The sequence below is a fragment of the Leisingera sp. CC-HEC093 genome, assembly GCF_059429195.1.
Map to the genome: position 1 here is coordinate 3,341,714 of NZ_JCAIJR010000001.1, position 18,612 is coordinate 3,360,325.

At 66.4% G+C, this 18,612-nt stretch carries 22 protein-coding genes; 21 read left to right on the plus strand and 1 reads right to left on the minus strand.

All coding sequences use genetic code 11. The annotated features are described in order from the left end of the window. Positions 1-184: 184 nt before the first annotated feature. The 3 genes from AC5STB_RS16400 to mltG all read left to right on the plus strand — a co-directional run bounded on the left by AC5STB_RS16400 (position 185) and on the right by mltG (position 2,870). Positions 185-352: a hypothetical protein gene (locus AC5STB_RS16400; RefSeq protein WP_495443864.1), complete on the plus strand. Its 168-nt coding sequence runs from the start codon at positions 185-187 to the stop codon at positions 350-352. Between the two features lie 95 nt (positions 353-447). Then, complete coding sequence (gene fabF, locus AC5STB_RS16405) at positions 448-1,713, plus strand: beta-ketoacyl-ACP synthase II (protein WP_495443865.1); 1,266 nt, start codon at positions 448-450, stop codon at positions 1,711-1,713. Beyond that, a complete protein-coding gene (gene mltG / locus AC5STB_RS16410) occupies positions 1,713-2,870 on the plus strand; it encodes an endolytic transglycosylase MltG (RefSeq protein WP_495443866.1) in 1,158 nt (385 codons plus the stop codon). The genes fabF and mltG overlap by 1 nt, the downstream gene beginning before the upstream one ends. Before the next feature lie 88 nt (positions 2,871-2,958). Here the strand turns inward: mltG and AC5STB_RS16415 are convergent, their stop codons facing one another. Further along, complete coding sequence (locus AC5STB_RS16415; protein WP_495443867.1) at positions 2,959-3,357, minus strand: hypothetical protein; 399 nt, start codon at positions 3,355-3,357, stop codon at positions 2,959-2,961. 382 nt (positions 3,358-3,739) lie between these two features. Here AC5STB_RS16415 and AC5STB_RS16420 point away from each other — a divergent pair, with 382 nt between their 5' ends. The 18 genes from AC5STB_RS16420 (at position 3,740) to AC5STB_RS16505 (ending at position 18,430) form a co-directional block, all read left to right on the plus strand. After that, a complete protein-coding gene (locus AC5STB_RS16420) occupies positions 3,740-4,147 on the plus strand; it encodes a recombinase (RefSeq protein WP_495443868.1) in 408 nt (135 codons plus the stop codon). Continuing rightward, positions 4,140-5,426: a DNA-packaging protein gene (locus AC5STB_RS16425; protein WP_495443869.1), complete on the plus strand. Its 1,287-nt coding sequence runs from the start codon at positions 4,140-4,142 to the stop codon at positions 5,424-5,426. Before AC5STB_RS16420 ends, AC5STB_RS16425 begins: the two co-directional genes overlap by 8 nt. 312 nt (positions 5,427-5,738) lie before the next feature. Then, entirely contained in the window at positions 5,739-6,983 is a 1,245-nt protein-coding gene (locus AC5STB_RS16430; protein WP_495443870.1) for a phage portal protein, read from the plus strand. Further along, positions 6,976-7,200: a GTA head formation protein, RCAP_rcc01685 family gene (locus tag AC5STB_RS16435; protein WP_495443871.1), complete on the plus strand. Its 225-nt coding sequence runs from the start codon at positions 6,976-6,978 to the stop codon at positions 7,198-7,200. Before AC5STB_RS16430 ends, AC5STB_RS16435 begins: the two co-directional genes overlap by 8 nt. A gap of 26 nt (positions 7,201-7,226) precedes the next feature. Next, positions 7,227-7,796: an HK97 family phage prohead protease gene (locus AC5STB_RS16440; RefSeq protein WP_495443872.1), complete on the plus strand. Its 570-nt coding sequence runs from the start codon at positions 7,227-7,229 to the stop codon at positions 7,794-7,796. Beyond that, on the plus strand, positions 7,793-8,974 hold the full coding sequence (locus AC5STB_RS16445) for a phage major capsid protein (RefSeq protein ID WP_495443873.1): 1,182 nt from the start codon (positions 7,793-7,795) through the stop codon (positions 8,972-8,974). The genes AC5STB_RS16440 and AC5STB_RS16445 overlap by 4 nt, the downstream gene beginning before the upstream one ends. A 178-nt stretch (positions 8,975-9,152) precedes the next feature. Beyond that, positions 9,153-9,752, plus strand: coding sequence for a head-tail connector protein (locus tag AC5STB_RS16450; protein ID WP_495443874.1), 600 nt, complete (start codon positions 9,153-9,155; stop codon positions 9,750-9,752). Beyond that, complete coding sequence (locus tag AC5STB_RS16455) at positions 9,749-10,081, plus strand: head-tail adaptor protein (protein WP_495443875.1); 333 nt, start codon at positions 9,749-9,751, stop codon at positions 10,079-10,081. The genes AC5STB_RS16450 and AC5STB_RS16455 overlap by 4 nt, the downstream gene beginning before the upstream one ends. Next, a complete protein-coding gene (locus tag AC5STB_RS16460) occupies positions 10,078-10,485 on the plus strand; it encodes a DUF3168 domain-containing protein (protein ID WP_495443876.1) in 408 nt (135 codons plus the stop codon). Before AC5STB_RS16455 ends, AC5STB_RS16460 begins: the two co-directional genes overlap by 4 nt. 46 nt (positions 10,486-10,531) lie before the next feature. Continuing rightward, positions 10,532-10,945, plus strand: coding sequence for a phage major tail protein, TP901-1 family (locus AC5STB_RS16465; RefSeq protein ID WP_039170035.1), 414 nt, complete (start codon positions 10,532-10,534; stop codon positions 10,943-10,945). Positions 10,946-10,947: 2 nt separating this feature from the next. Next, positions 10,948-11,268 carry a gene transfer agent family protein gene (locus AC5STB_RS16470; RefSeq protein WP_495444616.1) on the plus strand — a complete coding sequence of 107 codons (321 nt, stop codon included), beginning with the start codon at positions 10,948-10,950 and terminating at the stop codon, positions 11,266-11,268. Beyond that, entirely contained in the window at positions 11,265-11,480 is a 216-nt protein-coding gene (locus AC5STB_RS16475) for a rcc01693 family protein (protein WP_495443877.1), read from the plus strand. Before AC5STB_RS16470 ends, AC5STB_RS16475 begins: the two co-directional genes overlap by 4 nt. Beyond that, positions 11,473-12,132: an RcGTA-type gene transfer agent tail tape measure protein gene (locus AC5STB_RS16480; RefSeq protein WP_495443878.1), complete on the plus strand. Its 660-nt coding sequence runs from the start codon at positions 11,473-11,475 to the stop codon at positions 12,130-12,132. The genes AC5STB_RS16475 and AC5STB_RS16480 overlap by 8 nt, the downstream gene beginning before the upstream one ends. Positions 12,133-12,149: 17 nt before the next feature. Beyond that, complete coding sequence (locus AC5STB_RS16485; protein WP_495443879.1) at positions 12,150-12,782, plus strand: phage distal tail protein, Rcc01695 family; 633 nt, start codon at positions 12,150-12,152, stop codon at positions 12,780-12,782. After that, positions 12,779-13,666, plus strand: a complete 888-nt coding sequence (locus AC5STB_RS16490; RefSeq protein ID WP_495443880.1) for a phage/gene transfer agent baseplate hub protein — start codon at positions 12,779-12,781, stop codon at positions 13,664-13,666. Before AC5STB_RS16485 ends, AC5STB_RS16490 begins: the two co-directional genes overlap by 4 nt. Continuing rightward, on the plus strand, positions 13,663-14,142 hold the full coding sequence (locus AC5STB_RS16495) for an NlpC/P60 family protein (RefSeq protein WP_495443881.1): 480 nt from the start codon (positions 13,663-13,665) through the stop codon (positions 14,140-14,142). The genes AC5STB_RS16490 and AC5STB_RS16495 overlap by 4 nt, the downstream gene beginning before the upstream one ends. After that, the gene (locus AC5STB_RS16500; RefSeq protein WP_495443882.1) at positions 14,142-18,068 is read left to right on the plus strand and encodes a baseplate multidomain protein megatron; all 3,927 of its coding nucleotides are present in this window, start codon (positions 14,142-14,144) and stop codon (positions 18,066-18,068) included. The genes AC5STB_RS16495 and AC5STB_RS16500 overlap by 1 nt, the downstream gene beginning before the upstream one ends. Continuing rightward, a complete protein-coding gene (locus tag AC5STB_RS16505) occupies positions 18,065-18,430 on the plus strand; it encodes a DUF7742 family protein (RefSeq protein WP_495443883.1) in 366 nt (121 codons plus the stop codon). The genes AC5STB_RS16500 and AC5STB_RS16505 overlap by 4 nt, the downstream gene beginning before the upstream one ends. Positions 18,431-18,612 lie beyond the last annotated feature (182 nt).

The following is an 18,612-nucleotide window of genomic DNA, read 5'->3' on the forward strand; positions in this document are numbered from 1 at the left end:
ACTGAAGCCTCCGGACAAGCTTGCAGCAAGGCTGCGCGCCGATCGCGCTGCTGGTCATGGCCTCTTGGCGCCGCCGCACCCTTGGCAGGCCGCTTCAGGCACACAGTGGCCCCGCAGCTGCCCGCCTGCTGCCGCAACAGCGGCTGTTCCCCGGTCGGGCCGGACGACTGTCCCGGCCAAGGCCGTGGCGAAAAAAAAGGAGCGGGCTGGAGTCAATTTGGCCCAGAACTCCAGCCCGCGCGGCGGAACTGAAAACAGCCGCCAAGTTCCTTGGTTCGGATTTATTCAATCCAAAGGGGAGCGGTTAACCAATCGTGCACGCAAGGAAAACAAACAGAAAACGCGCATGTGACGTGCCGTCACCCGGTCTGCGCACCCGCTCTTGCACCCAGTTGCCATTCCAAGCTATTTGAACGGACGGATTGCCGAGGCATAGGAGAGCAAGGAATGCGCCGAGTAGTAGTCACCGGACTGGGCCTGGTCACCCCGCTGGCCAGCGGAGTCGAAGAAACCTGGTCCCGGTTGCTGGATGGACAGTCGGGCGCCGGCCCCATCACCCTGTTTGATGCCGAGGCAAGCGGCGTTACAACCACCTACGCGTGCGAGGTCCCGCGCGGCGACGGCGCGGATGGCACGTTCAACCCGGATGACTGGGTCATCAAGAAAGAGCAGAAAAAGATCGACGACTTCATCCTCTATGGCATCGCTGCCGCCGACATGGCCGTGCGCGACGCCGGCTGGACGCCGGAGGATGAGGAAAGCCGCCTGCGCACCGGCGTGATGATCGGCTCCGGCATCGGCGGGCTCAGCTCGATCGCCGACACCGCGGTGATGATCAAGGAAAAAGGCCCCCGCCGGGTGTCGCCGTTCTTCATCCCCGGCGCGCTGATCAACCTGATCTCCGGCCAGGTCTCGATCCGCTTCGGCTTCAAGGGCCCGAACCACTCTGTCGTGACCGCCTGCTCGACCGGCGCCCACGCCATCGGCGACGCGGCCCGGCTGATCAAATCCGGCGACGCCGACGTGATGATCGCGGGCGGCGCCGAGGCCGCGATCTGCGAGATCGGCATTGCCGGCTTCAATGCGTGCAAGGCGCTGTCCACCAAACGCGCCGACGACCCCAAGGCCGCCTCGCGCCCCTATGACGCCGACCGCGACGGCTTTGTGATGGGCGAGGGCGCCGGCATCGTGGTGCTGGAAGACTACGAGCACGCCAAGGCCCGCGGCGCCAAGATCTATGCCGAGGTGCTGGGCTACGGCCTCTCCGGCGACGCCTACCACATCACCGCCCCGTCCGAGGACGGCGAAGGCGGCGAACGCTCGATGAAGGCAGCGCTGGCGAATGCGGGCCTCGAACCCTCCGCCATCGACTATATCAACGCCCACGGCACCTCGACCATGGCCGACACCATCGAACTGGGTGCCGTTGAACGGCTGCTGGGCGATCACGCAGGCAATGTCACCATGTCCTCGACCAAATCCGCCACCGGCCACCTCTTGGGCGCGGCCGGCGCGATTGAGGCGATCTTCTCGATCCTGGCGATCCGCGACCAGGTGGCGCCGCCGACCATCAACCTCGACAACCCCGCGGTTGAGACCCCGGTCGACCTGGCGCCCAACGCCAAGCGCGAACGCAAGATCGAGGTGGCGCTGTCGAACTCCTTCGGCTTTGGCGGCACCAACGCGTCGGTTCTCTTCGGAAAGCCTGACTAATGTGGCGCAGCCTCGCCTCTAATATGCTGACGGTCCTGATCGCCGCCCTGTTCCTGCTGGGCGGCCTCATCCTTTGGGGCCAGTCGCAATACACCTCCGAAGGCCCGCTGGACACCGCCATCTGCCTGCGGGTGGAGCGCGGCTCCAACATGGCCCGCGTCAGCCGCGACCTGGAAACACAGGGCGCGGTCTCCTCTGCCACCATCTTCCGTCTCGGCGCCAAATACAGCGAGAAGACCGGCCAGCTGAAGGCCGGCAGCTTCCTGGTGGAGCCGGGCGCCTCGATGGAGCGCATCGTGGACGGGATCACCCATTCCGGCGCCTCCACCTGCGGCACTGAGATCGTCTACCGCGTCGGCGTGACCCGCACTCAGACCTTGGTGCGGGAACTGGATCCGGCCACCAACAAGTTCGAGGAAATCGCCGATTTCGTCCTCGGCGAGGATGAGGCCCCGGCCAAGTACACCGAGACCCGCCAGGACGCCGACACCCGCTACCGCATTGCGCTGGCCGAAGGCGTGACCAGCTGGCAGGTGGTTGAGGCGCTCAAAGCCATGGATGTGCTGGACGGCGATCCGGGCGAACGCCCGGCGGAGGGCCTGCTGGCACCCGACAGCTATGAGGTCACCCCCGGCACAGACCGCGCCGCCGTGCTGGCAGAGATGCAGGAGCGTCAGCAGCTGCGCATCAACGCCGCCTGGGAGGGCCGCGCTGCCGATGCCGCCGTCACCACTCCTGAGGAAATGCTGATCCTCGCTTCGATCATCGAAAAGGAAACCGGCGTCGCCGAGGAACGCGGCATGGTCGCCTCTGTGTTTACCAACCGCCTCAACCGCGGCATGCGCCTGCAGACCGACCCGACGGTGATCTACGGCGTCACCAAGGGCGAGGGCGTCCTGGGCCGCGGCCTGCGCCAGAGCGAGCTGCGCAAAGCCACCCCCTGGAACACCTACGTGATCGAGGGCCTGCCGCCCACGCCCATCGCCAACCCCGGCATGGCGAGCCTGGAGGCCGCGGTGAACCCGGAGACCACGGATTACGTGTTCTTCGTTGCCGACGGCACCGGCGGCCACGCCTTTGCCGAGACGCTGGAGGAGCACAACCGCAACGTGGCCAAATGGCGCGAGATCGAAGCCCAGCAGCAGCAGAACAACTGAGGCTGCGAGGGGCTGAGAAGAAACGGGAAAGGGCGCCGGATGGCGCCCTTTTTGCATCCAGGGGTTCCCTCCCTGGTAAGCGCCTCAGTCAGGTGTAAATACAGAGGTAGAAATTCGAACCGCTTTGGTAGCCGCCGCATTGGTCGCAAAACTCAATCGTCGCCTTCACGGTCTTACCCGTCAACGCGCTGAATTGTTTTGTCAGATCCTGAGGCTGAATCGGTGTCACCACGCCTGAGCAATTGTTGCTGTAATCATGCTTGTAGGTGGCGGTGTTGGTATTGTCGTCCTGGTCGGTCAGGGTCAGAGTTACGACATCATCGACCGACGTATCTCCTTCGCCATTCGGGTGGCTGGACAACACGATGGTCGCATCTTCCGGAATGGACACGTAGTGGAGCGTGGCATCGTAGAAGACCTGTCCTTTGTCGCCATGAACTGGCGTCGACTCTTGCGCAGTGGCGATCTGGTGATTTTTCCAACCCATCTGGTGATCCTCGCTATTAATGGAAACAATGGTGCACAGCGTGGTGCGAGAAGAATGTACAACTACAGATTGTGGATTCGAAAGGCGGGCTTCTCGAAAGTTTCGCACCATTTGATTCACGTTTTGAATTGGAATTTGACGAAAAAGATCGCTGTTACCACTGCATCGGGATGGAAAGCAGTCTGTGCTCTGTACTCTCAAATTGATGCCCCGTTGCGTACCCACCGTACGCACCCCTCCCACTAACCCTTGACTTTTTCACCATAATCCCGTATAGGTTGTGGTGCAGCTGGAAGAAACATGGACGGCCCCGGACCCCTTCGCCGGTTGCCGTCCCGTCTTTCTCTCGTGCGGACAAGAAACGCATGAGGCAGACCAATCCATGACAAATCAGACCAGCGGCCCGGCACCGGGCCACTCAGAACCGGGCCAATTACCGGACCAGGACGGCGGTGCCGTCCTGCAGCGGCAGGTGCATTACACCGCCGATCTCCTGCAATCCCTGCAGGAGAGCATACACCGCCTGCGCAACGAGGCGGAGGAGCTACGGGAGCAGCTCGAAACCAACGGGGCCGATGAAACAACCGGCGCCAAGGGGCAGATCAGCCGTCTGGAACAGCTGATCCGTGAATGCCAGAAAGTGGAGAGACTCCTTGCAGAACAAAGCACCGAATTCGCCCGCATGCTCAAATCCGAACACGAACTCGATCTCGGCGCAGCGCGCGCAGCTGTCGAGCTCGGACTTTCTCGCCTGCGTGCCGCCCTCGATCCTGAGCTTGTTCTTGGATGAGCTGGACCGCAAATCCTTGTGCGCGCTGCCGCATCTCTTCCACATCTGGGCGCTGGACCACCAGCGCCCGCCGGATGGGGACTGGCGCGCCTGGGTGATCCTGGGCGGGCGCGGCGCGGGCAAGACGCGGGCAGGGGCCGAATGGGTCCGCACGCTGGCCGAGGGGGCAACCCCTTATGACCCCGGCACCGCCCGGCGCATCGCGCTGGTGGCGGAAACCTATGACCAGGTGCGCGACGTGATGATCCACGGCGACAGCGGCATCCTGGCTTGTTCGCCCCCCGACCGCCGCCCCAAGTGGAAGGCGTCGGAGCGCAAGCTGATCTGGCCCAACGGGGCTGAGGCGCAGGCATTCTCAGCCCATGACCCTGAGGCCTTGCGCGGCCCCCAGTTCGACGCCGCCTGGGCGGATGAGCTGGCCAAGTGGCGCAAAGGCCAGGACAGCTGGGACATGCTGCAGTTCGCGCTGCGGCTGGGGCAGGACCCCCGCGTCTGCGTCACCACCACCCCGCGCAACGCAGCCGTCCTGAAACGGCTCCTGGCGTCGCCCAGCACCATCACCACCCATGCCCCGACAGAGGCCAACCGCGCCAACCTCGCGCCGTCTTTCCTGACAGAGGTACGGGCGCGCTATGCAGGCACCCGCCTGGGCCGGCAGGAACTGGACGGGGTGATGCTGTCGGACATCCAGGGCGCGCTCTGGGCAACGGCAGCACTGGTGGCGGCCCAGGTGGCAGAGCCGCCGCCGCTCGACCGGGTGGTGGTCGCCGTCGACCCGGCGGTCAGCGCGGGCAAGGATTCCGACGCCTGCGGCATCGTGGTGGCGGGCGCGATCACCCACGGCCCGCCGCAGGACTGGCAAGCCTATGTGCTGGCGGATTGCACGGTGCAGGGGGTTGGCCCCCTGGCCTGGGCGCAGGCGGTGATGGCCGCCCGCGACCGCTTTGGCGCCGAACGGGTGGTGGCTGAGGTCAACCAGGGCGGCGCCCTGGTGGAGACCGTGCTGCGCCAGGCCGACCCGCTGGTACCGTTCCGCGCTTTGCACGCGAAAAAGGGCAAATCCGCCCGCGCCGAACCGGTGGCCGCGCTTTATGAGCAGGGCCGGGTGCGCCACCTGCCAGGGCTGGGAGAGCTGGAGGACCAGATGTGCCAGATGACCCCGCAGGGCTACCGCGGCAGCGGATCGCCGGACCGGGTGGATGCGCTGGTCTGGGCCTTGCATGAGCTGATCATCCAGCCTGCTGCCAACCTGCGCAGGCCGCAGGTCAGGGTGTTGTAATCTACCGCCTGGCCGCAGGCCGGGCAGCGCCCGTCCCGCCCTCCGTCATGCCGGAGGCGTGCTTCCAGCACGATGGGGCGGGCGCTTCCCGCCCACCCGCGGACCGGCGCTGCCCTTCGTGAACTCCGCAAACCGCCCGCTGCGCAACGGGCGGTTTCTGTTTTTATTCAGATGGTTGGCATAGGGTGTTGCGTACCCACCGTACGCACCGCTTGCCAAATCTTCAGGCCTTTTGGGCACTAATGATCCTCAGCAAAGGCGCACCAGCCCCAAGGGGTCCAGCGCCAAGATGAACAACCTGAGGAGCGGATAATGGTCTTTGACCTGCTGCGGCGCAAAACGCCAGACCCCCAGAAATCAGGCCCCCAGAAACCGGGCCCCAAAAATCCGGGCCTGGAACAAAAGGCCAGCCAGACCGCCCGCGTGGTCTCCTGGCACGGCGCCGGTCGCATCGCCTGGAGCCCGCGCGACACCGTATCCCTGACCCGCAGCGGCTTTGCCGGCAATCCGGTCGCTCACCGGGTGATCCGCTTGATTGCCGAGGCCGCCGCCGCGGTGCCGCTGGTCCTGCAGGACAGCCGCCAGCGCTTTGACACCCACCCCTGGCTGGCGCTGCTGGCGCGTCCCAACCCGGCCCAGACCCAGGCCGAACTGCTGGAGGCGCTTTACGGCCACCTGCTGCTCTCCGGCAACGCCTATGTCGAGATGGTCACGGCAGAGGACGCGACGCCCGCAGAACTGCACGTGCTGCGCTCCGACCGGATGAACGTGGTGCCGGGGCCGGACGGCTGGCCCGCAGGCTTCGACTATGTGGTGGGCGGGCGCAAGCACCGCTTCGCAAACGAGCCGGGCAATTCCCCGATCTGCCATATCAAAAGCTTCCACCCGCAGGACGACCACTATGGCCTCTCTGCGCTGCAATCGGCGGCAATGGCGATTGACGTCCACAACGCCGCCTCCCGCTGGTCCAAGGCGCTCTTGGATAATGCGGCCCGACCCTCCGGCGCGCTGGTCTGGACCGGCTCCGACGGCCAGGGCCAGATGTCCGATGATCAATTCCGCCATCTAAGTGAAGAAATTCAAACAAACTTTCAGGGCGCGCAGAATGCCGGCCGCCCGATGGTGCTGGAGGGCGGACTGGACTGGAAGCCGATGGGCTTCTCTCCCTCAGACATGGAATTTCAAAAGACAAAGGACACCGCCGCCCGCGAAATCGCGCTGGCCTTCGGGGTGCCGCCGATGCTGATCGGCATCCCCGGCGATGCAACCTATGCCAACTATCAGGAGGCCAACCGCGCCTTCTACCGGCTGACCGTGCTGCCCTTGGTCTCCAAGGCCGCCGCCGCGTTGTCCGGCTGGCTGACGGGCTGGACCGGCGAAGCGCTGTGCCTCAAGCCCGACCTCGACCAGCTGCCCGCATTGGCGGCAGAGCGCGAGGCCCAGTGGCGGCGCATCACCTCCGCGGATTTCCTCAGCAATGAGGAAAAGCGGCAGCTGCTGGGGTTGCCCACAGAAGCCCCGGCCGCGCCGCAGACGGAGGGCGGACAGGATGACTGAGCACCCGATGCACCCATTCGATTGTTCACCGGGATTGCGCCTGTCCGCCCATGAGCGGGTCGCCCAGATCCAGAACGAGGCGGTGAACCGCCGCCTCGACCGGATCGAACAGATGATGGAACGGCTGGAAAAACGCCTCTGGCTCACCGTCTACGGTGTCGCTGCGGTGATCCTGGCGCAGGCCTTCCAATCCTTCCTGACGGTGCAATTGCCGTAACACCAACAACTTGCGAGGCAGACATCATGCAGGGAACCCCCCAGCTTGAACATAAATTCGCACGCTTCGGCGAGGACCTCTCGCTGAAGGACGCAACCGAAATCAAGGGCTACGCCAGCCTGTTCGGCCAGACCGATCAGGGCGGCGATGTGGTCGAGCGCGGCGCCTATGCGGCCTCCTTGAAAGCACTCAAGGATCAGGGCCGCACGGTCAAGATGCTGTGGCAGCACGACCCGCACCAGCCCATCGGCGTCTGGGACGAGGTGCGCGAGGACACCCGCGGACTGTACGTCAAGGGCCGCATCCTCACCGCCACACCCAAGGGCGCCGAGGCCGCCGCGCTGATCGCGGCGGGCGCTATCGACGGCCTCTCCATCGGCTACCGCACCCAAAAGGCCACCCGCGCCCAGGACGGCACCCGCCGCCTGACCCAGGTGGAGCTGTGGGAGGTGTCGCTGGTCACCTTCCCGATGCTGCCCGCCGCGCGGGTGGCGGGGAAATCCTCCGCCCTCGAGGCTGAGGCACACGCCCTTCGCGCCCTGGCCGATGGCCTGCGCCAGATCACCCGCGACCTCAAAACAGGACACCCATCATGAGCAATCAAGACCTCCCGGCCCAAACCGGGGACGCAGCGCCCCTGGCGTATGAAGTGAAACAGGCCATCACCGGCTTTCTTCATGAATTCAAGGGGTTTCAGGACGACGTGCAATCAAGGCTGAAACAGGCAGAAGAGCGAGTGACCATGCTGGACCGTAAGACAATCTCTCAGAACCGCCCCCATCTGGCAGCCAGCCAGGACCCGGGCGCCCCGCATCAAAAGGCGTTCAACGCCTACCTGCGCAGCGGCGACGACGACGGCCTGCGCGGCCTCGATCTGGACGGCAAATCCATGTCCACCGCCGTGGGCAGCGATGGCGGCTATCTGGTCGACCCGCAGACCTCCGATACCGTCAAGGCGGTGCTGAACGCCTCCGCCTCGATCCGCGCCGTGGCCTCTGTGGTGCATGTAGAGGCGACGTCTTATGACGTGCTGATCGACCACAGCGAAATGGGCGCCGGCTGGGCCAATGAAACCGGTCCGGCAGCGGAAACCTCCACCGGCAATATCGACCGCATCTCTATCCCGCTGCACGAACTCAGCGCTTTGCCCAAGGCCTCGCAGCGTCTGCTGGATGACAGCGCCTTTGATATCGAGGGCTGGCTGGCAGGCCGCATCGCCGACAAATTCGCCCGCTCCGAGGCTGACGCCTTCATCAATGGCGACGGCATCGACAAGCCCACCGGCTTCCTCAACTACAACGTCGAGGAAAACGACAGCTGGACCTGGGGCAACATCGGCTACAAGGCTACCGGCGTCGAAGGCGAGATCGGCGACGGCGATGCAATCATCGATCTGGTCTATGCGCTGGGGGCGGAATACCGCGCCAATGCCACCTTCATTCTGAACTCCAAGACCGCGGGAATGCTCAGGAAACTGAAGGACGCCGATGGCCGCTTCCTGTGGTCGGACGGCCTCGCCGCGGGCGAACCCGCACGGCTGATGGGCTACCCGGTGCTGATTGCTGAGGACATGCCGGACCCCTCCGCCAACAGCTTCTCCATCGCCTTCGGCGACTTCCGCGCCGGCTACACCATCGCCGAACGCCCGGACCTGCGCGTGCTGCGCGACCCCTTCAGCGCCAAGCCGCATGTGCTGTTCTACGCGACCAAACGCGTCGGCGGCGACGTCAGCGACTTTGCCGCGATCAAGCTGATGAAATTCGGCCTGAGCTAACCGCTCAGCGCTGATGGCGGACCGGCAGCCCGGTCCGCCGGCTGGCACGCACCCCATATTTCCCTGCCGTCTAGCTGCTCCCCCTCCGTCCGAGCGGCAGGGAACGGTGCGTGCCGGCCGAACCTTCAATGGACAGCAGATCAGGGCCGCCAAGGGGGAGGCCCGCAGGAGTGAGATGATGATGCTGAGCGAAGTGACCCCCGTGCCCGAGGCCGCCCTGCCGCTGGCCCAGTTCAAGGCGCACCTGCGTCTGGGCACCGGCTTTGGCGAGGACAGCCTGCAGGACGAGGTGCTGTTTGGCTTCCTGCGCGCCGCCCTGGCCGCAATCGAAGCAAGGACTGGCAAGGCGCTGATAACACGCGATTTTGAGCTGGAAATCCGCCACTGGCGCGACCGCGCCCGGATGGTGCTCCCGATCGCCCCGGTGCAGCAGGTTGCAGCGGTGATGATCCGCGATGCCGGCGGGGCCGAAACGGTGCTGAGCCCGGCGCTTTACAGCCTGGAACGCGACAGCCAGCGGCCCTGCCTGCGCCCGTCGGGCAACCTGCTGCCCGCCATCCCAACCGGCGGCCTGGTGCGGATCTCCCTGCAGGCCGGCATGGCCGCGGACTGGGGCGCGCTTCCTGCCGACCTTGGCCAGGCGGTGATGCTCCTGGCAGCGCATTACTACGAATACCGGGCCGACACCGGACTCCACGGCGGCTGCATGCCCTTTGGTGTCACCAGCCTGATCGAACGCTACCGCAGCCTGCGGCTGACGCTGGGAGGATTGGCATGAAACAGCCCCCGAACCTGACCCGAAAACTGGTGCTGGAAGACCCCCAGCGCAGCCCCGACGGCGCCGGCGGCTACAGCGAGACCTGGGTGGCGCTTGGCACCCTCTGGGCAGCGGTGAAATCCCTGACGGGCCGTATGGCTGGTGACAGCGTGTCTTTGCAGAAATACCGTATTACCTTGCGCGCCAGCCCGGATGGTTTTGCATCCCGCCCGCGTCCAGATCAGCGCTTCCGGGACGGAAACCGCCTCTACCGCATTGATGCAGTTGCGGAAAATGACCCGGACGCCCGCTACCTCACCTGTTTCGCGGTTGAGGTGGTGAGCGGATGACCTATGCCATCGCAGGCGGGCTGCAATCCGCCGTCTACACCCATCTGACCGGCGACGCAGCCCTCACCGCGCTGGTCGGCAGCGCCATCTATGACGCCATCCCCGCAGGCCCCTTGCCGCAGACCTATGTGGCCCTGGGATCAGAGGAGGTGCTTGACCGCTCCGACAAGACCGCGGGCGGGGCCGAACACCGCTTCTTTGTCACCGTCACCACCGACATGGCCGGTTTTGCCGGGGCCAAATCCGCCGCCGCCGCGGTCTGCGACGCGCTGGTGGGGGCCGCGGTGCCGCTGCCGCGCGGCCGGCTGACCGGTCTTTGGTTCGACCGCGCCAAGGCAGAGCGGCTGACCTCCGGCGGCAGGCAGATCACCCTGCGGTTCCGCGCCCGTGTGGATGACGTCTGAACCTCAGAAATCTAGCGAAACAAATTGAAATACATGGAGAAATCCAATGACAGTTCAAAACGGCAAGGACCTCTTGGTCAAAGTGGACATGAACGGCGCAGGCCTGTTCGAAACCATCGCCGGCCTGCGCGCCACGCGCATCAGCTTTAACGCCGAAAGCGTCGATGTGACCAGCCTCGAAAGCCAGGGCGGCTGGCGCGAACTGCTGGCTGGTGCCGGTGTGCGGTCCGCCAGCATTTCCGGCTCCGGCATCTTCCGGGATGAGGCAACGGACGAACGCGCCCGGCAGCTGTTCTTTGACGGGCTCACGCCGGAGTTCCAGGTGATCATCCCCGACTTCGGCATCGTGCAGGGGCCGTTCCAGGTGACCGCGCTGGAATACGCAGGCAGCCACAATGGCGAGGCGACCTATGAACTCTCGCTCGCCAGCGCCGGCCAGCTCAGCTTTGCGGCGGTGTGACCATGGTAAACCCGCACGCAGGCGAGGCGGAATTGATCGTGAATGGAACCTCTTACGCGCTGAAGCTGACCCTAGGCGCGCTGGCGGGGCTGGAGGCCGCGCTGGAGGAAGGCACGCTGGTGGATCTGGTGCAGCGGTTCGAACAGGGCCGGTTTTCCGCCCGCGATGTACTGGCGCTGCTGGCCGCAGGATTGCAGGGCGGCGGGCACGATCTCAGCCGTGAGGATCTGGCCTCCGCCACCATAACCGGCGGCCCGATGCAGGCGGCGCGGGTGGCGGCGGAACTGCTGGTGCGCAGCTTTGCCGTGCCTGACAGCCCATGACCGCGCTCGACTGGCCCGCGCTGATGCGCGCCGGGATGGCGGGGCTGAAACTGCTGCCGCGCGATTTCTGGCAGCTGACCCCCGCTGAGTTACGGCTGATGCTGGGAGACGCCGCCACGCCGCTGCCGCTGGGGCGCGACCGTCTGGCAGCGCTGATGGCGGCCTTCCCAGACGCCGCCGGCCCAAAGAACAAGGAGACAACGGATGACTGACTCATCTTCGATGGCAGAACTGGAATTGCAGGGCGAGGCTTTGGGCGAAGCCCTGGACGGTGCATCCGGAATGGCCGCCGCCTTTGCAGAAGTGCTGGGGCGGGTCAAGGAGGGGTTCTCCGAGACCGGACGCGATGCGCAGATCCTGGACCGCAGTCTTTCCAAGGGCTTGCGCCGTGCCTTTGACGATCTGGTGTTTGACGGCGGCAGCCTGTCAGAGGCGATGGACACGCTGCGAACCAGCATGATCCGCACCACCTACAACGCCGCAATGAAACCGGTGACCAATCATGTGGGCGGGCTGATCTCCGACGGCATCGGCAATCTGGTGGGCAGCATCCTGCCCTTTGCCAAAGGCGCCGCCTTCAGCCAGGGCCAAGTGATGCCCTTTGCCAAGGGCGGGGTTGTCACCGGCCCGGTGGCCTTTCCGATGCGCGGCGCCACCGGGCTGATGGGCGAAGCGGGACCAGAGGCGATCCTGCCGCTGACCCGCGGGGCCGACGGCTCGCTCGGCGTGCGCAGTCAGGGCGGCGGCGCGGTCAACGTGGTGATGAATGTCTCCACCCCGGACGTCAAAGGTTTTGAACGCAGCCGCAGCCAGATCGCTGCGCAGCTGTCCCGGGCGCTGTCCCGCGGCGGCCGCAACCGTTAAGGATGGAGGGTAACGTCATGAATTTCCACGAAGTCCGCTTTCCCGCCTCGCTCAGCTTCGGCTCCGTCGGCGGCCCGGAGCGGCGCACCGATGTGGTGACGCTGGCCAACGGGTTTGAGGAAAGGAACACCCCCTGGGCGCACTCCCGCCGCCGCTATGACGCGGGCCTCGGCCTGCGCGCGCTGGAGGATATCGAGGTGCTGATCGCCTTCTTCGAGGCCCGCCAGGGGCAGCTGTACGGGTTCCGCTGGAAGGACTGGAGCGACTACAAATCCGCCCGGCCCAGCGCCGAAGTGGTCTTTGATGATCAGGTGATTGCGACGGGTGACGGCAGCACCGTCACGTTCCAGCTGGCCAAGACCTACCGGTCGGGCGAATTCACCTATCAGCGTCCGATTGCCAAGCCGGTTGCCGGGACCGTCCGGGTGGGCATTGAGCAGGATGAACTGCGCGAAAGCGTGGATTATGAACTCGACACCGCCACCGGCCTGATCACCCTGGCGCATCCGCCGGAAAAGGGCCTGAGCATCAGCGCGGGGTTCGAATTCGACGTGCCAGTGCGCTTTGACACCGCCAGCATCCAGACCAGCGTGGCCTCCTTCCAGGCTGGCGAGGCACCCGCAGTGCCGGTGGTGGAGGTGCGGGTATGACCTGTGTTCCCAATGACTTGCGCATCCATCTTCAATCCGGCATCACCACCGTCTGCCGCGCCTGGGCGCTGACCCGGCGCGACGGCACGGTTCTGGGCTTTACCGATCATGACCGCCAGCTGTCCTTTGACGGCATGGCGTTCCAGCCCGGCAGCGGATTGACCGCTCGCGCAGTGAGCCAGGCCACCGGCCTGGCCGTTGACAACACCGAGGCGCTGGGGGTGCTGAGCGACGCCGCGGTGCGCGAGCAGGACATAGAGGCGGGCCGGTTTGACGGGGCTGAGGTGCGCTGCTGGCTGGTCAACTGGCAGGACGTCTCTATGCGCTGGCTGCAGTTTCGCGGCTCGATCGGTGAAATCCGCCGGGCTGGCGGCGCCTTTGAGGCAGAGCTGCGCGGGCTGACCGAGGCGTTGAACCAGCCGCTGGGGCGGATTTACCAGAAGCCCTGCACCGCGGTGCTGGGCGATGCCGCCTGCCGCTTCGACCTGAACACGCCCGGCTATGCCGAGGAGCTGGAGGCCGAAGAGGTGCAGCGCAACCAGGACTTCCGCTGGCAGGCGCTGCCGGGGTTTGAACCGGGCTGGTTCGACGATGGCCGCCTGACGGTGCTGAGCGGCGCGGCAGAGGGGCTGTGGGCGGCGGTGAAAGCGGACCAGGCCGATGCCGCGGGACGCCGGATTTCCCTGTGGGAGCCGATCCGCGCGCGGGTTGCGCCGGGGGATCTGGTGCGGCTGGAGGCCGGCTGCGACAAACGTCTGAACACCTGCAGGCTGAAGTTCAACAATATCCTGAATTTCCAGGGCTTCCCCGACATCCCCGGCGAGGACTGGGTGATGGCGGTGCCGCGCCGTTCAGGCCGCAACACCGGGGGCAGCAGGCGATGAGCCGGGCGGTGGCAGCAGCGCGGGGCTGGATCGGCACGCCTTATGTGCATCAGGCGTCCTGCAGGGGCGCGGGCTGCGACTGCCTGGGCCTGATCCGGGGCCTGTGGCGGGAGCTGTACGGGGCTGAGCCGGAAGCGCCGCCCGCCTATACGATGGACTGGTCGGAGCCGCAGGGCGCCGAGGCGCTGTGGCAGGCGGCGGCACGGCATCTGATTGCCAAACCCTTGGGCCAGGCCGCCCCCGGCGATGTGATCCTGTTCCGGATGCGCGAAGGGTCGGTGGCCAAGCATCTGGGGGTGCAGTCCCGGGTTGCGGATCCAAACGCGAAGGCGGCGTCCGCCGGGCGGGGCCTTCCTGATTGCGGCCCCGCCTTCATCCACGCCTATGCCGGCCACGGGGTTGTCGAAAGCCCGCTGAGCCCGCCCTGGCAGCGCCGTATAGTGGCGCGGTTTCAATTCCCGAAGGAGCTGATCTGATGGCAACCATAGTTCTTTCCGCCGCCGGCGCGGCAATTGGCGGCGCAATCGGCGGCAGCGTCATGGGCCTGTCCTCAGCCGTGATCGGCCGCGCGGTGGGCGCCACCCTGGGGCGGCTTATTGATCAGCGGCTGATGGGCAGCGGTGCCGAAGCGGTGGAGACCGGCAAGGTCGACCGCTTCCGGCTGACCCAGGCCGGCGAGGGCGAGCCGGTGGCGCAGGTCTATGGCCGGATGCGCCTGGGCGGCCAGGTGATCTGGTCCTCGCGGTTTCTGGAGACCTCCACCACCACCGGCGGCGGGGGCGGCGGCAAGGGGCGGCCCCGCCCGCCGGAACCCGAAGTGACCACCTACAGCTACTCTGTGTCGCTGGCGATAGCGCTCTGCGAGGGGGAGGTTGCCCATGTCTCCCGCGTTTGGGCTGATGGCGAGGAAGTCTCGCCCAAGGATCTGAACATGCGCGTCTACCGCGGCACGGACGACCAGCTGCCCGATCCGGTGATCGAGGCGGTTGAGGGTGCCGGCAAGGTGCCGGCCTACCGCGGCACGGCCTATGTGGTGATGGAGGACGTGCAGCTGGCGCGGTTCGGCAACCGGGTGCCGCAGTTTTCCTTTGACGTGCTGCGCCCCGAACAGCCCGCCAGCAGCACCCATGCAGAGGATTTGGGCCAGCTGGTTCAGGGCGTGGCACTGATGCCCGGCACCGGCGAATACGCGCTGGCTGCCAAACGGGTGACCTATTCCGGCGGGCCGGGGGATACCAAGGCCGCCAACGAGCATTCGCCCTCCGGGATGTCCGACCTCAAGACCTCTGTCAGGGCGCTGCGCAAGGAATTGCCAGCCTGCGGCGCGGCCTCGCTGATCGTGTCGTGGTTCGGCAATGACCTGCGCTGCGGGTCCTGCAGGCTGAAACCGAAGGTGGAGCACAAGGCCGCCGAGGGCGATATGGTGTGGTCCGTCAGCGGGCTGGGCCGCAGCGCGGCGGAGCGGGTGCTGACCAAAGACGGCACGCCGCAATACGGCGGCACGCCGGCCGACGGCTCGGTGATCCAGGCGATCCAGGAAATGCACAAGCGGGGCCTGCGGGTGATGTTCTACCCGTTCATCCTGATGGACCAGGCAGAAGGCAACAGCTTGCCCGATCCCTGGACCGGCGGCGATGGCCAGCCGCATCTGCCCTGGCGCGGGCGCATCACCCTGTCGGCAGCGCCGGGCCGGGCCGGATCGCCCGATGGCACCGCGGCGGCGGATGCGCAGGTGGCGGCGTTCTTTGGCAGCGCCAAAGCCGGTGATTTCAGCGTCAGCGGCGGCAGCGTCAGCTACAGCGGCCCGCAGGAATGGACCCTGTCCCGCTTCATCCTGCACAATGCAGCCCTGTGCAAGGCGGCGGGCGGGGTTGAGGCCTTTTGCATCAGTTCCGAGATGCGGGGGCTGACGCAGATCCGCGGCGCCAACGGCTTTCCGGCGGTGGCGCGGCTGCGGGCGCTGGCGGCTGAGGTGCGGCAGCTGCTGGGGGCGGGAACCAAGATCAGCTATGCCGCCGACTGGTCGGAATACTGGGGCTATCAGTCGCCGGAGGGCGACCGGTACTTTCATCTGGACCCCCTGTGGGCGGATGAGAACATCGATTTCATCGGCATCGACAACTACATGCCGCTCAGCGATTGGCGCGACGGGGAGGCGCATCTGGATGCGCAGGCAGGTGCGCCGGCGGTCTATGACCTCGATTATCTGCGCAGTAATGTGGAGGGCGGCGAGGGGTTCGACTGGTACTACCGCTCTGGCGGCGCGCGGGCGGCGCAGATCCGCACCCCGATCACCGACGGTGCGCATGGCGAGCCTTGGGTCTGGCGCTATAAGGATATCCGCTCGTGGTGGGGCAACACCCACCACGAGCGGATCGGCGGCGTGCGGCAGGAAACGCCCACTGCCTGGGTGCCGCAGTCGAAACCGGTGTGGTTCACCGAACTGGGCTGCGCCGCCATCGACAAAGGCACCAACCAGCCCAACAAGTTCCTGGACCCGAAAAGCTCAGAATCCAGATTGCCGCATCATTCCAACGGGATGCGTGACGACCTGATGCAGGTCCAGTACTTGAAGGCCATTCTGGGCTATTGGGGGCAGGCGGCCAACAACCCGGTTTCAGAGGAATACGGCGGGCCGATGCTGGACATGTCCAACGCCTATGTCTGGGCCTGGGATGCGCGGCCGTTTCCGGCCTTTCCCAGCCGCCGCAAGGTCTGGAACGACGGCGAAAACTACCTGCGCGGCCATTGGCTCAACGGGCGGGCCGGACAGCGCACGCTGGCCTCTGTGGTGGAGGAGGTCTGCCGCCGGGCCGGGCTTCTGGATATCGACGTGTCGCAGCTCTATGGCATGGTGCATGGCTATGCGGTGCCGGATGTGGCAGAGGCGCGCGCGGTGCTGCAACCCCTGATGCTGCGCTACGGGTTCGACGCGGTGGAACGCGGCGGTGTCTTGATGTTCCGCACCCGCAAGGGCAGCGGCGGTGAAGCGCTGATGCTGGAGAAGCTGGCTGAGAACGAGGAAATGGACGGCAGCCTGGAGCTGAGCCGCGCCAGCGAGGCGGAGCTGGCGGGCAGGGTGCGGCTGCGGTTCACCGAATGGGGCGGCGACCACGCTGTGCGCTCGGTGGAGGCGGTGCTGCCGGATGAGGCGACGCACAGTGTCAGCCAGAACGAGCTGCCGCTGGCGCTGACCAGGGCCGAGGCGCGCCAGACCGTCGCCCGCTGGCTGGCTGAGGCACGGATCTCCCGCGATGCGGCGCGGTTTTCGCTGCCGCCCTCGATGCTGCATCTGGGGGCCGGGGATGTGGTCTCGCTGCCGGTGGAGGGCAAGGACCAGTTCTATCGCATCGACCGGGTGGAGCAGGCCGAAGCGCAGATGGTGGAGGCGGTGCGGATCGAGCCCGGCACCTATGACCTGGCCGCGGTGGCGGAAGAGCTGCCGGGCGTCAATGCCTTTGCCGCGCCCGGGCCGGTGCTGCCCTTGTTCATGGATCTGCCGCTGATGCGCGGCGATGAGGTGCCGCATGCGCCGCATCTGGCGCTGACTGCCACGGCCTGGCCGGGCAGCGTGGCGGTCTATGGATCGGAAGCGGATGAGAATTACGCGCTGGAACAGGTGGTTGCGGCCCGGCAGGTCATTGGCGTCACGGAAACGCCGCTGTTTGCGGCCGGGGCCGGGCGCTGGGACCTGGGCGCGGATCTGCAGGTGAAGCTGATTTCCGGCACGCTGGAAAGCCGCAGCGCCGAAGCGGTGCTGAACGGTGCCAATGCCGCGGCGATCGGCGACGGCACCGCGGCCAATTGGGAGCTGTTCCAGTTCCGCGAGGCGGAGCTGATCGCGCCGCAGACCTACCTGTTGCGCGGGCGCTTGCGCGGGCAGCTGGGCAGCGATGCGCTGATGCCGCAGGTCTGGCCTGCCGGGGCGTATTTTGTACTGCTCGATGGCACGCCGGTGCAGATGGATCTGCCGCCGGAGCAGCGCCGCAGGCTGCGGCATTACCGGATCGGCCCGGCCCAGCGGGGGCTTGATGACCCGTCCTACCTGCATTTGCAGGAGGCGTTCGAGGGCATCGGCCTGAGGCCCTATGCGCCGGTGCATCTGCGGCTGGCGGGCAGGCTGGGGCAGGATATCGGCGCGTCCTGGGTGCGCCGCACGCGGATCGAGGGCGACAGCTGGGACCTGGAGGAGGTGCCGCTGGGGGAAGAGATCGAATCCTACCGCATCCGGGTGCTGCGCGGCTCCGCTTTGCTGCGGGAGGCGGTCTCCGGCAGCAGCTTCTGGACCTACCCGGCCGCCTGGCAGGCGGCAGACGGGGCGCAGGCCGGGGATGTGATTGAGGTGGCGCAAAGGTCTGCCCGGTTCGGCGCGGGGCTTGCGGCCAGGGCGGTGCTGGCATGAGGCATCCTGTGCTGCCCGGCGATGTGTCTGCGGTGGCACGGGTCTTGCTGCGGGTGCCTCAGGATCAGCGGCTGCCCCTGTGCCGGCGGATTTTTGGCGGCGCGGCGGAGGCGGCGGCGCATTGCGCAATGCTTGGCACCCTGCACCCGCGCTGGGGCGACGGCAGTCTGAGTGCCTCGGCGCGCAAGTTTGCCTTGGCAGAGGAGCCGTTTCTGGATGACGCGGCCTATCTCAGCTGCACCCGTCTGGTGCTGCGGGAGCTGGCGGCAGCGCTGGAGGCGGGTGGGGAGGCTTCGACCTGGCAGGCTGATGGGGTCAAGGAGGGCCGCAGGCCCCCGCGCCCTGGCGCGGCTTGTCCTTGAGGCCGTCAGACTGGCTTTACACTGGGGCAGGCGTCTTGAGGAAGCAGAATGCGCCCTCAAGCGCTTCTTAGCAAAACCCCTGCACTGTCAGCCGCTGCGTATCTTGCGGCCTGATGGTTATGCGTGCCAGTGGATGCAATGCGTCCGCGCCGCGCGCCGCAAGCGCGCGGCGCGGGTCATTT

Excerpts from the sequence above, each read along its gene's own strand:
- AC5STB_RS16470 (WP_495444616.1), top strand. The coding sequence starts at position 10,948 with ATGGTAAACCCGCACGCAGGCGAGGCGGAATTGATCGTGAATGGAACC.
- fabF (WP_495443865.1), top strand. The coding sequence starts at position 448 with ATGCGCCGAGTAGTAGTCACCGGACTGGGCCTGGTCACCCCGCTGGCC.
- AC5STB_RS16500 (WP_495443882.1), top strand. The coding sequence starts at position 14,142 with ATGGCAACCATAGTTCTTTCCGCCGCCGGCGCGGCAATTGGCGGCGCA.
- AC5STB_RS16430 (WP_495443870.1), top strand. The coding sequence starts at position 5,739 with ATGGTCTTTGACCTGCTGCGGCGCAAAACGCCAGACCCCCAGAAATCA.
- mltG (WP_495443866.1), top strand. The coding sequence starts at position 1,713 with ATGTGGCGCAGCCTCGCCTCTAATATGCTGACGGTCCTGATCGCCGCC.
- AC5STB_RS16475 (WP_495443877.1), top strand. The coding sequence starts at position 11,265 with ATGACCGCGCTCGACTGGCCCGCGCTGATGCGCGCCGGGATGGCGGGG.
- AC5STB_RS16415 (WP_495443867.1), bottom strand. The coding sequence starts at position 3,357 with ATGGGTTGGAAAAATCACCAGATCGCCACTGCGCAAGAGTCGACGCCA.
- AC5STB_RS16445 (WP_495443873.1), top strand. The coding sequence starts at position 7,793 with ATGAGCAATCAAGACCTCCCGGCCCAAACCGGGGACGCAGCGCCCCTG.
- AC5STB_RS16480 (WP_495443878.1), top strand. The coding sequence starts at position 11,473 with ATGACTGACTCATCTTCGATGGCAGAACTGGAATTGCAGGGCGAGGCT.
- AC5STB_RS16435 (WP_495443871.1), top strand. The coding sequence starts at position 6,976 with ATGACTGAGCACCCGATGCACCCATTCGATTGTTCACCGGGATTGCGC.
- AC5STB_RS16465 (WP_039170035.1), top strand. The coding sequence starts at position 10,532 with ATGACAGTTCAAAACGGCAAGGACCTCTTGGTCAAAGTGGACATGAAC.
- AC5STB_RS16490 (WP_495443880.1), top strand. The coding sequence starts at position 12,779 with ATGACCTGTGTTCCCAATGACTTGCGCATCCATCTTCAATCCGGCATC.
- AC5STB_RS16450 (WP_495443874.1), top strand. The coding sequence starts at position 9,153 with ATGATGCTGAGCGAAGTGACCCCCGTGCCCGAGGCCGCCCTGCCGCTG.
- AC5STB_RS16505 (WP_495443883.1), top strand. The coding sequence starts at position 18,065 with ATGAGGCATCCTGTGCTGCCCGGCGATGTGTCTGCGGTGGCACGGGTC.
- AC5STB_RS16495 (WP_495443881.1), top strand. The coding sequence starts at position 13,663 with ATGAGCCGGGCGGTGGCAGCAGCGCGGGGCTGGATCGGCACGCCTTAT.
- AC5STB_RS16460 (WP_495443876.1), top strand. The coding sequence starts at position 10,078 with ATGACCTATGCCATCGCAGGCGGGCTGCAATCCGCCGTCTACACCCAT.
- AC5STB_RS16420 (WP_495443868.1), top strand. The coding sequence starts at position 3,740 with ATGACAAATCAGACCAGCGGCCCGGCACCGGGCCACTCAGAACCGGGC.
- AC5STB_RS16440 (WP_495443872.1), top strand. The coding sequence starts at position 7,227 with ATGCAGGGAACCCCCCAGCTTGAACATAAATTCGCACGCTTCGGCGAG.
- AC5STB_RS16455 (WP_495443875.1), top strand. The coding sequence starts at position 9,749 with ATGAAACAGCCCCCGAACCTGACCCGAAAACTGGTGCTGGAAGACCCC.
- AC5STB_RS16485 (WP_495443879.1), top strand. The coding sequence starts at position 12,150 with ATGAATTTCCACGAAGTCCGCTTTCCCGCCTCGCTCAGCTTCGGCTCC.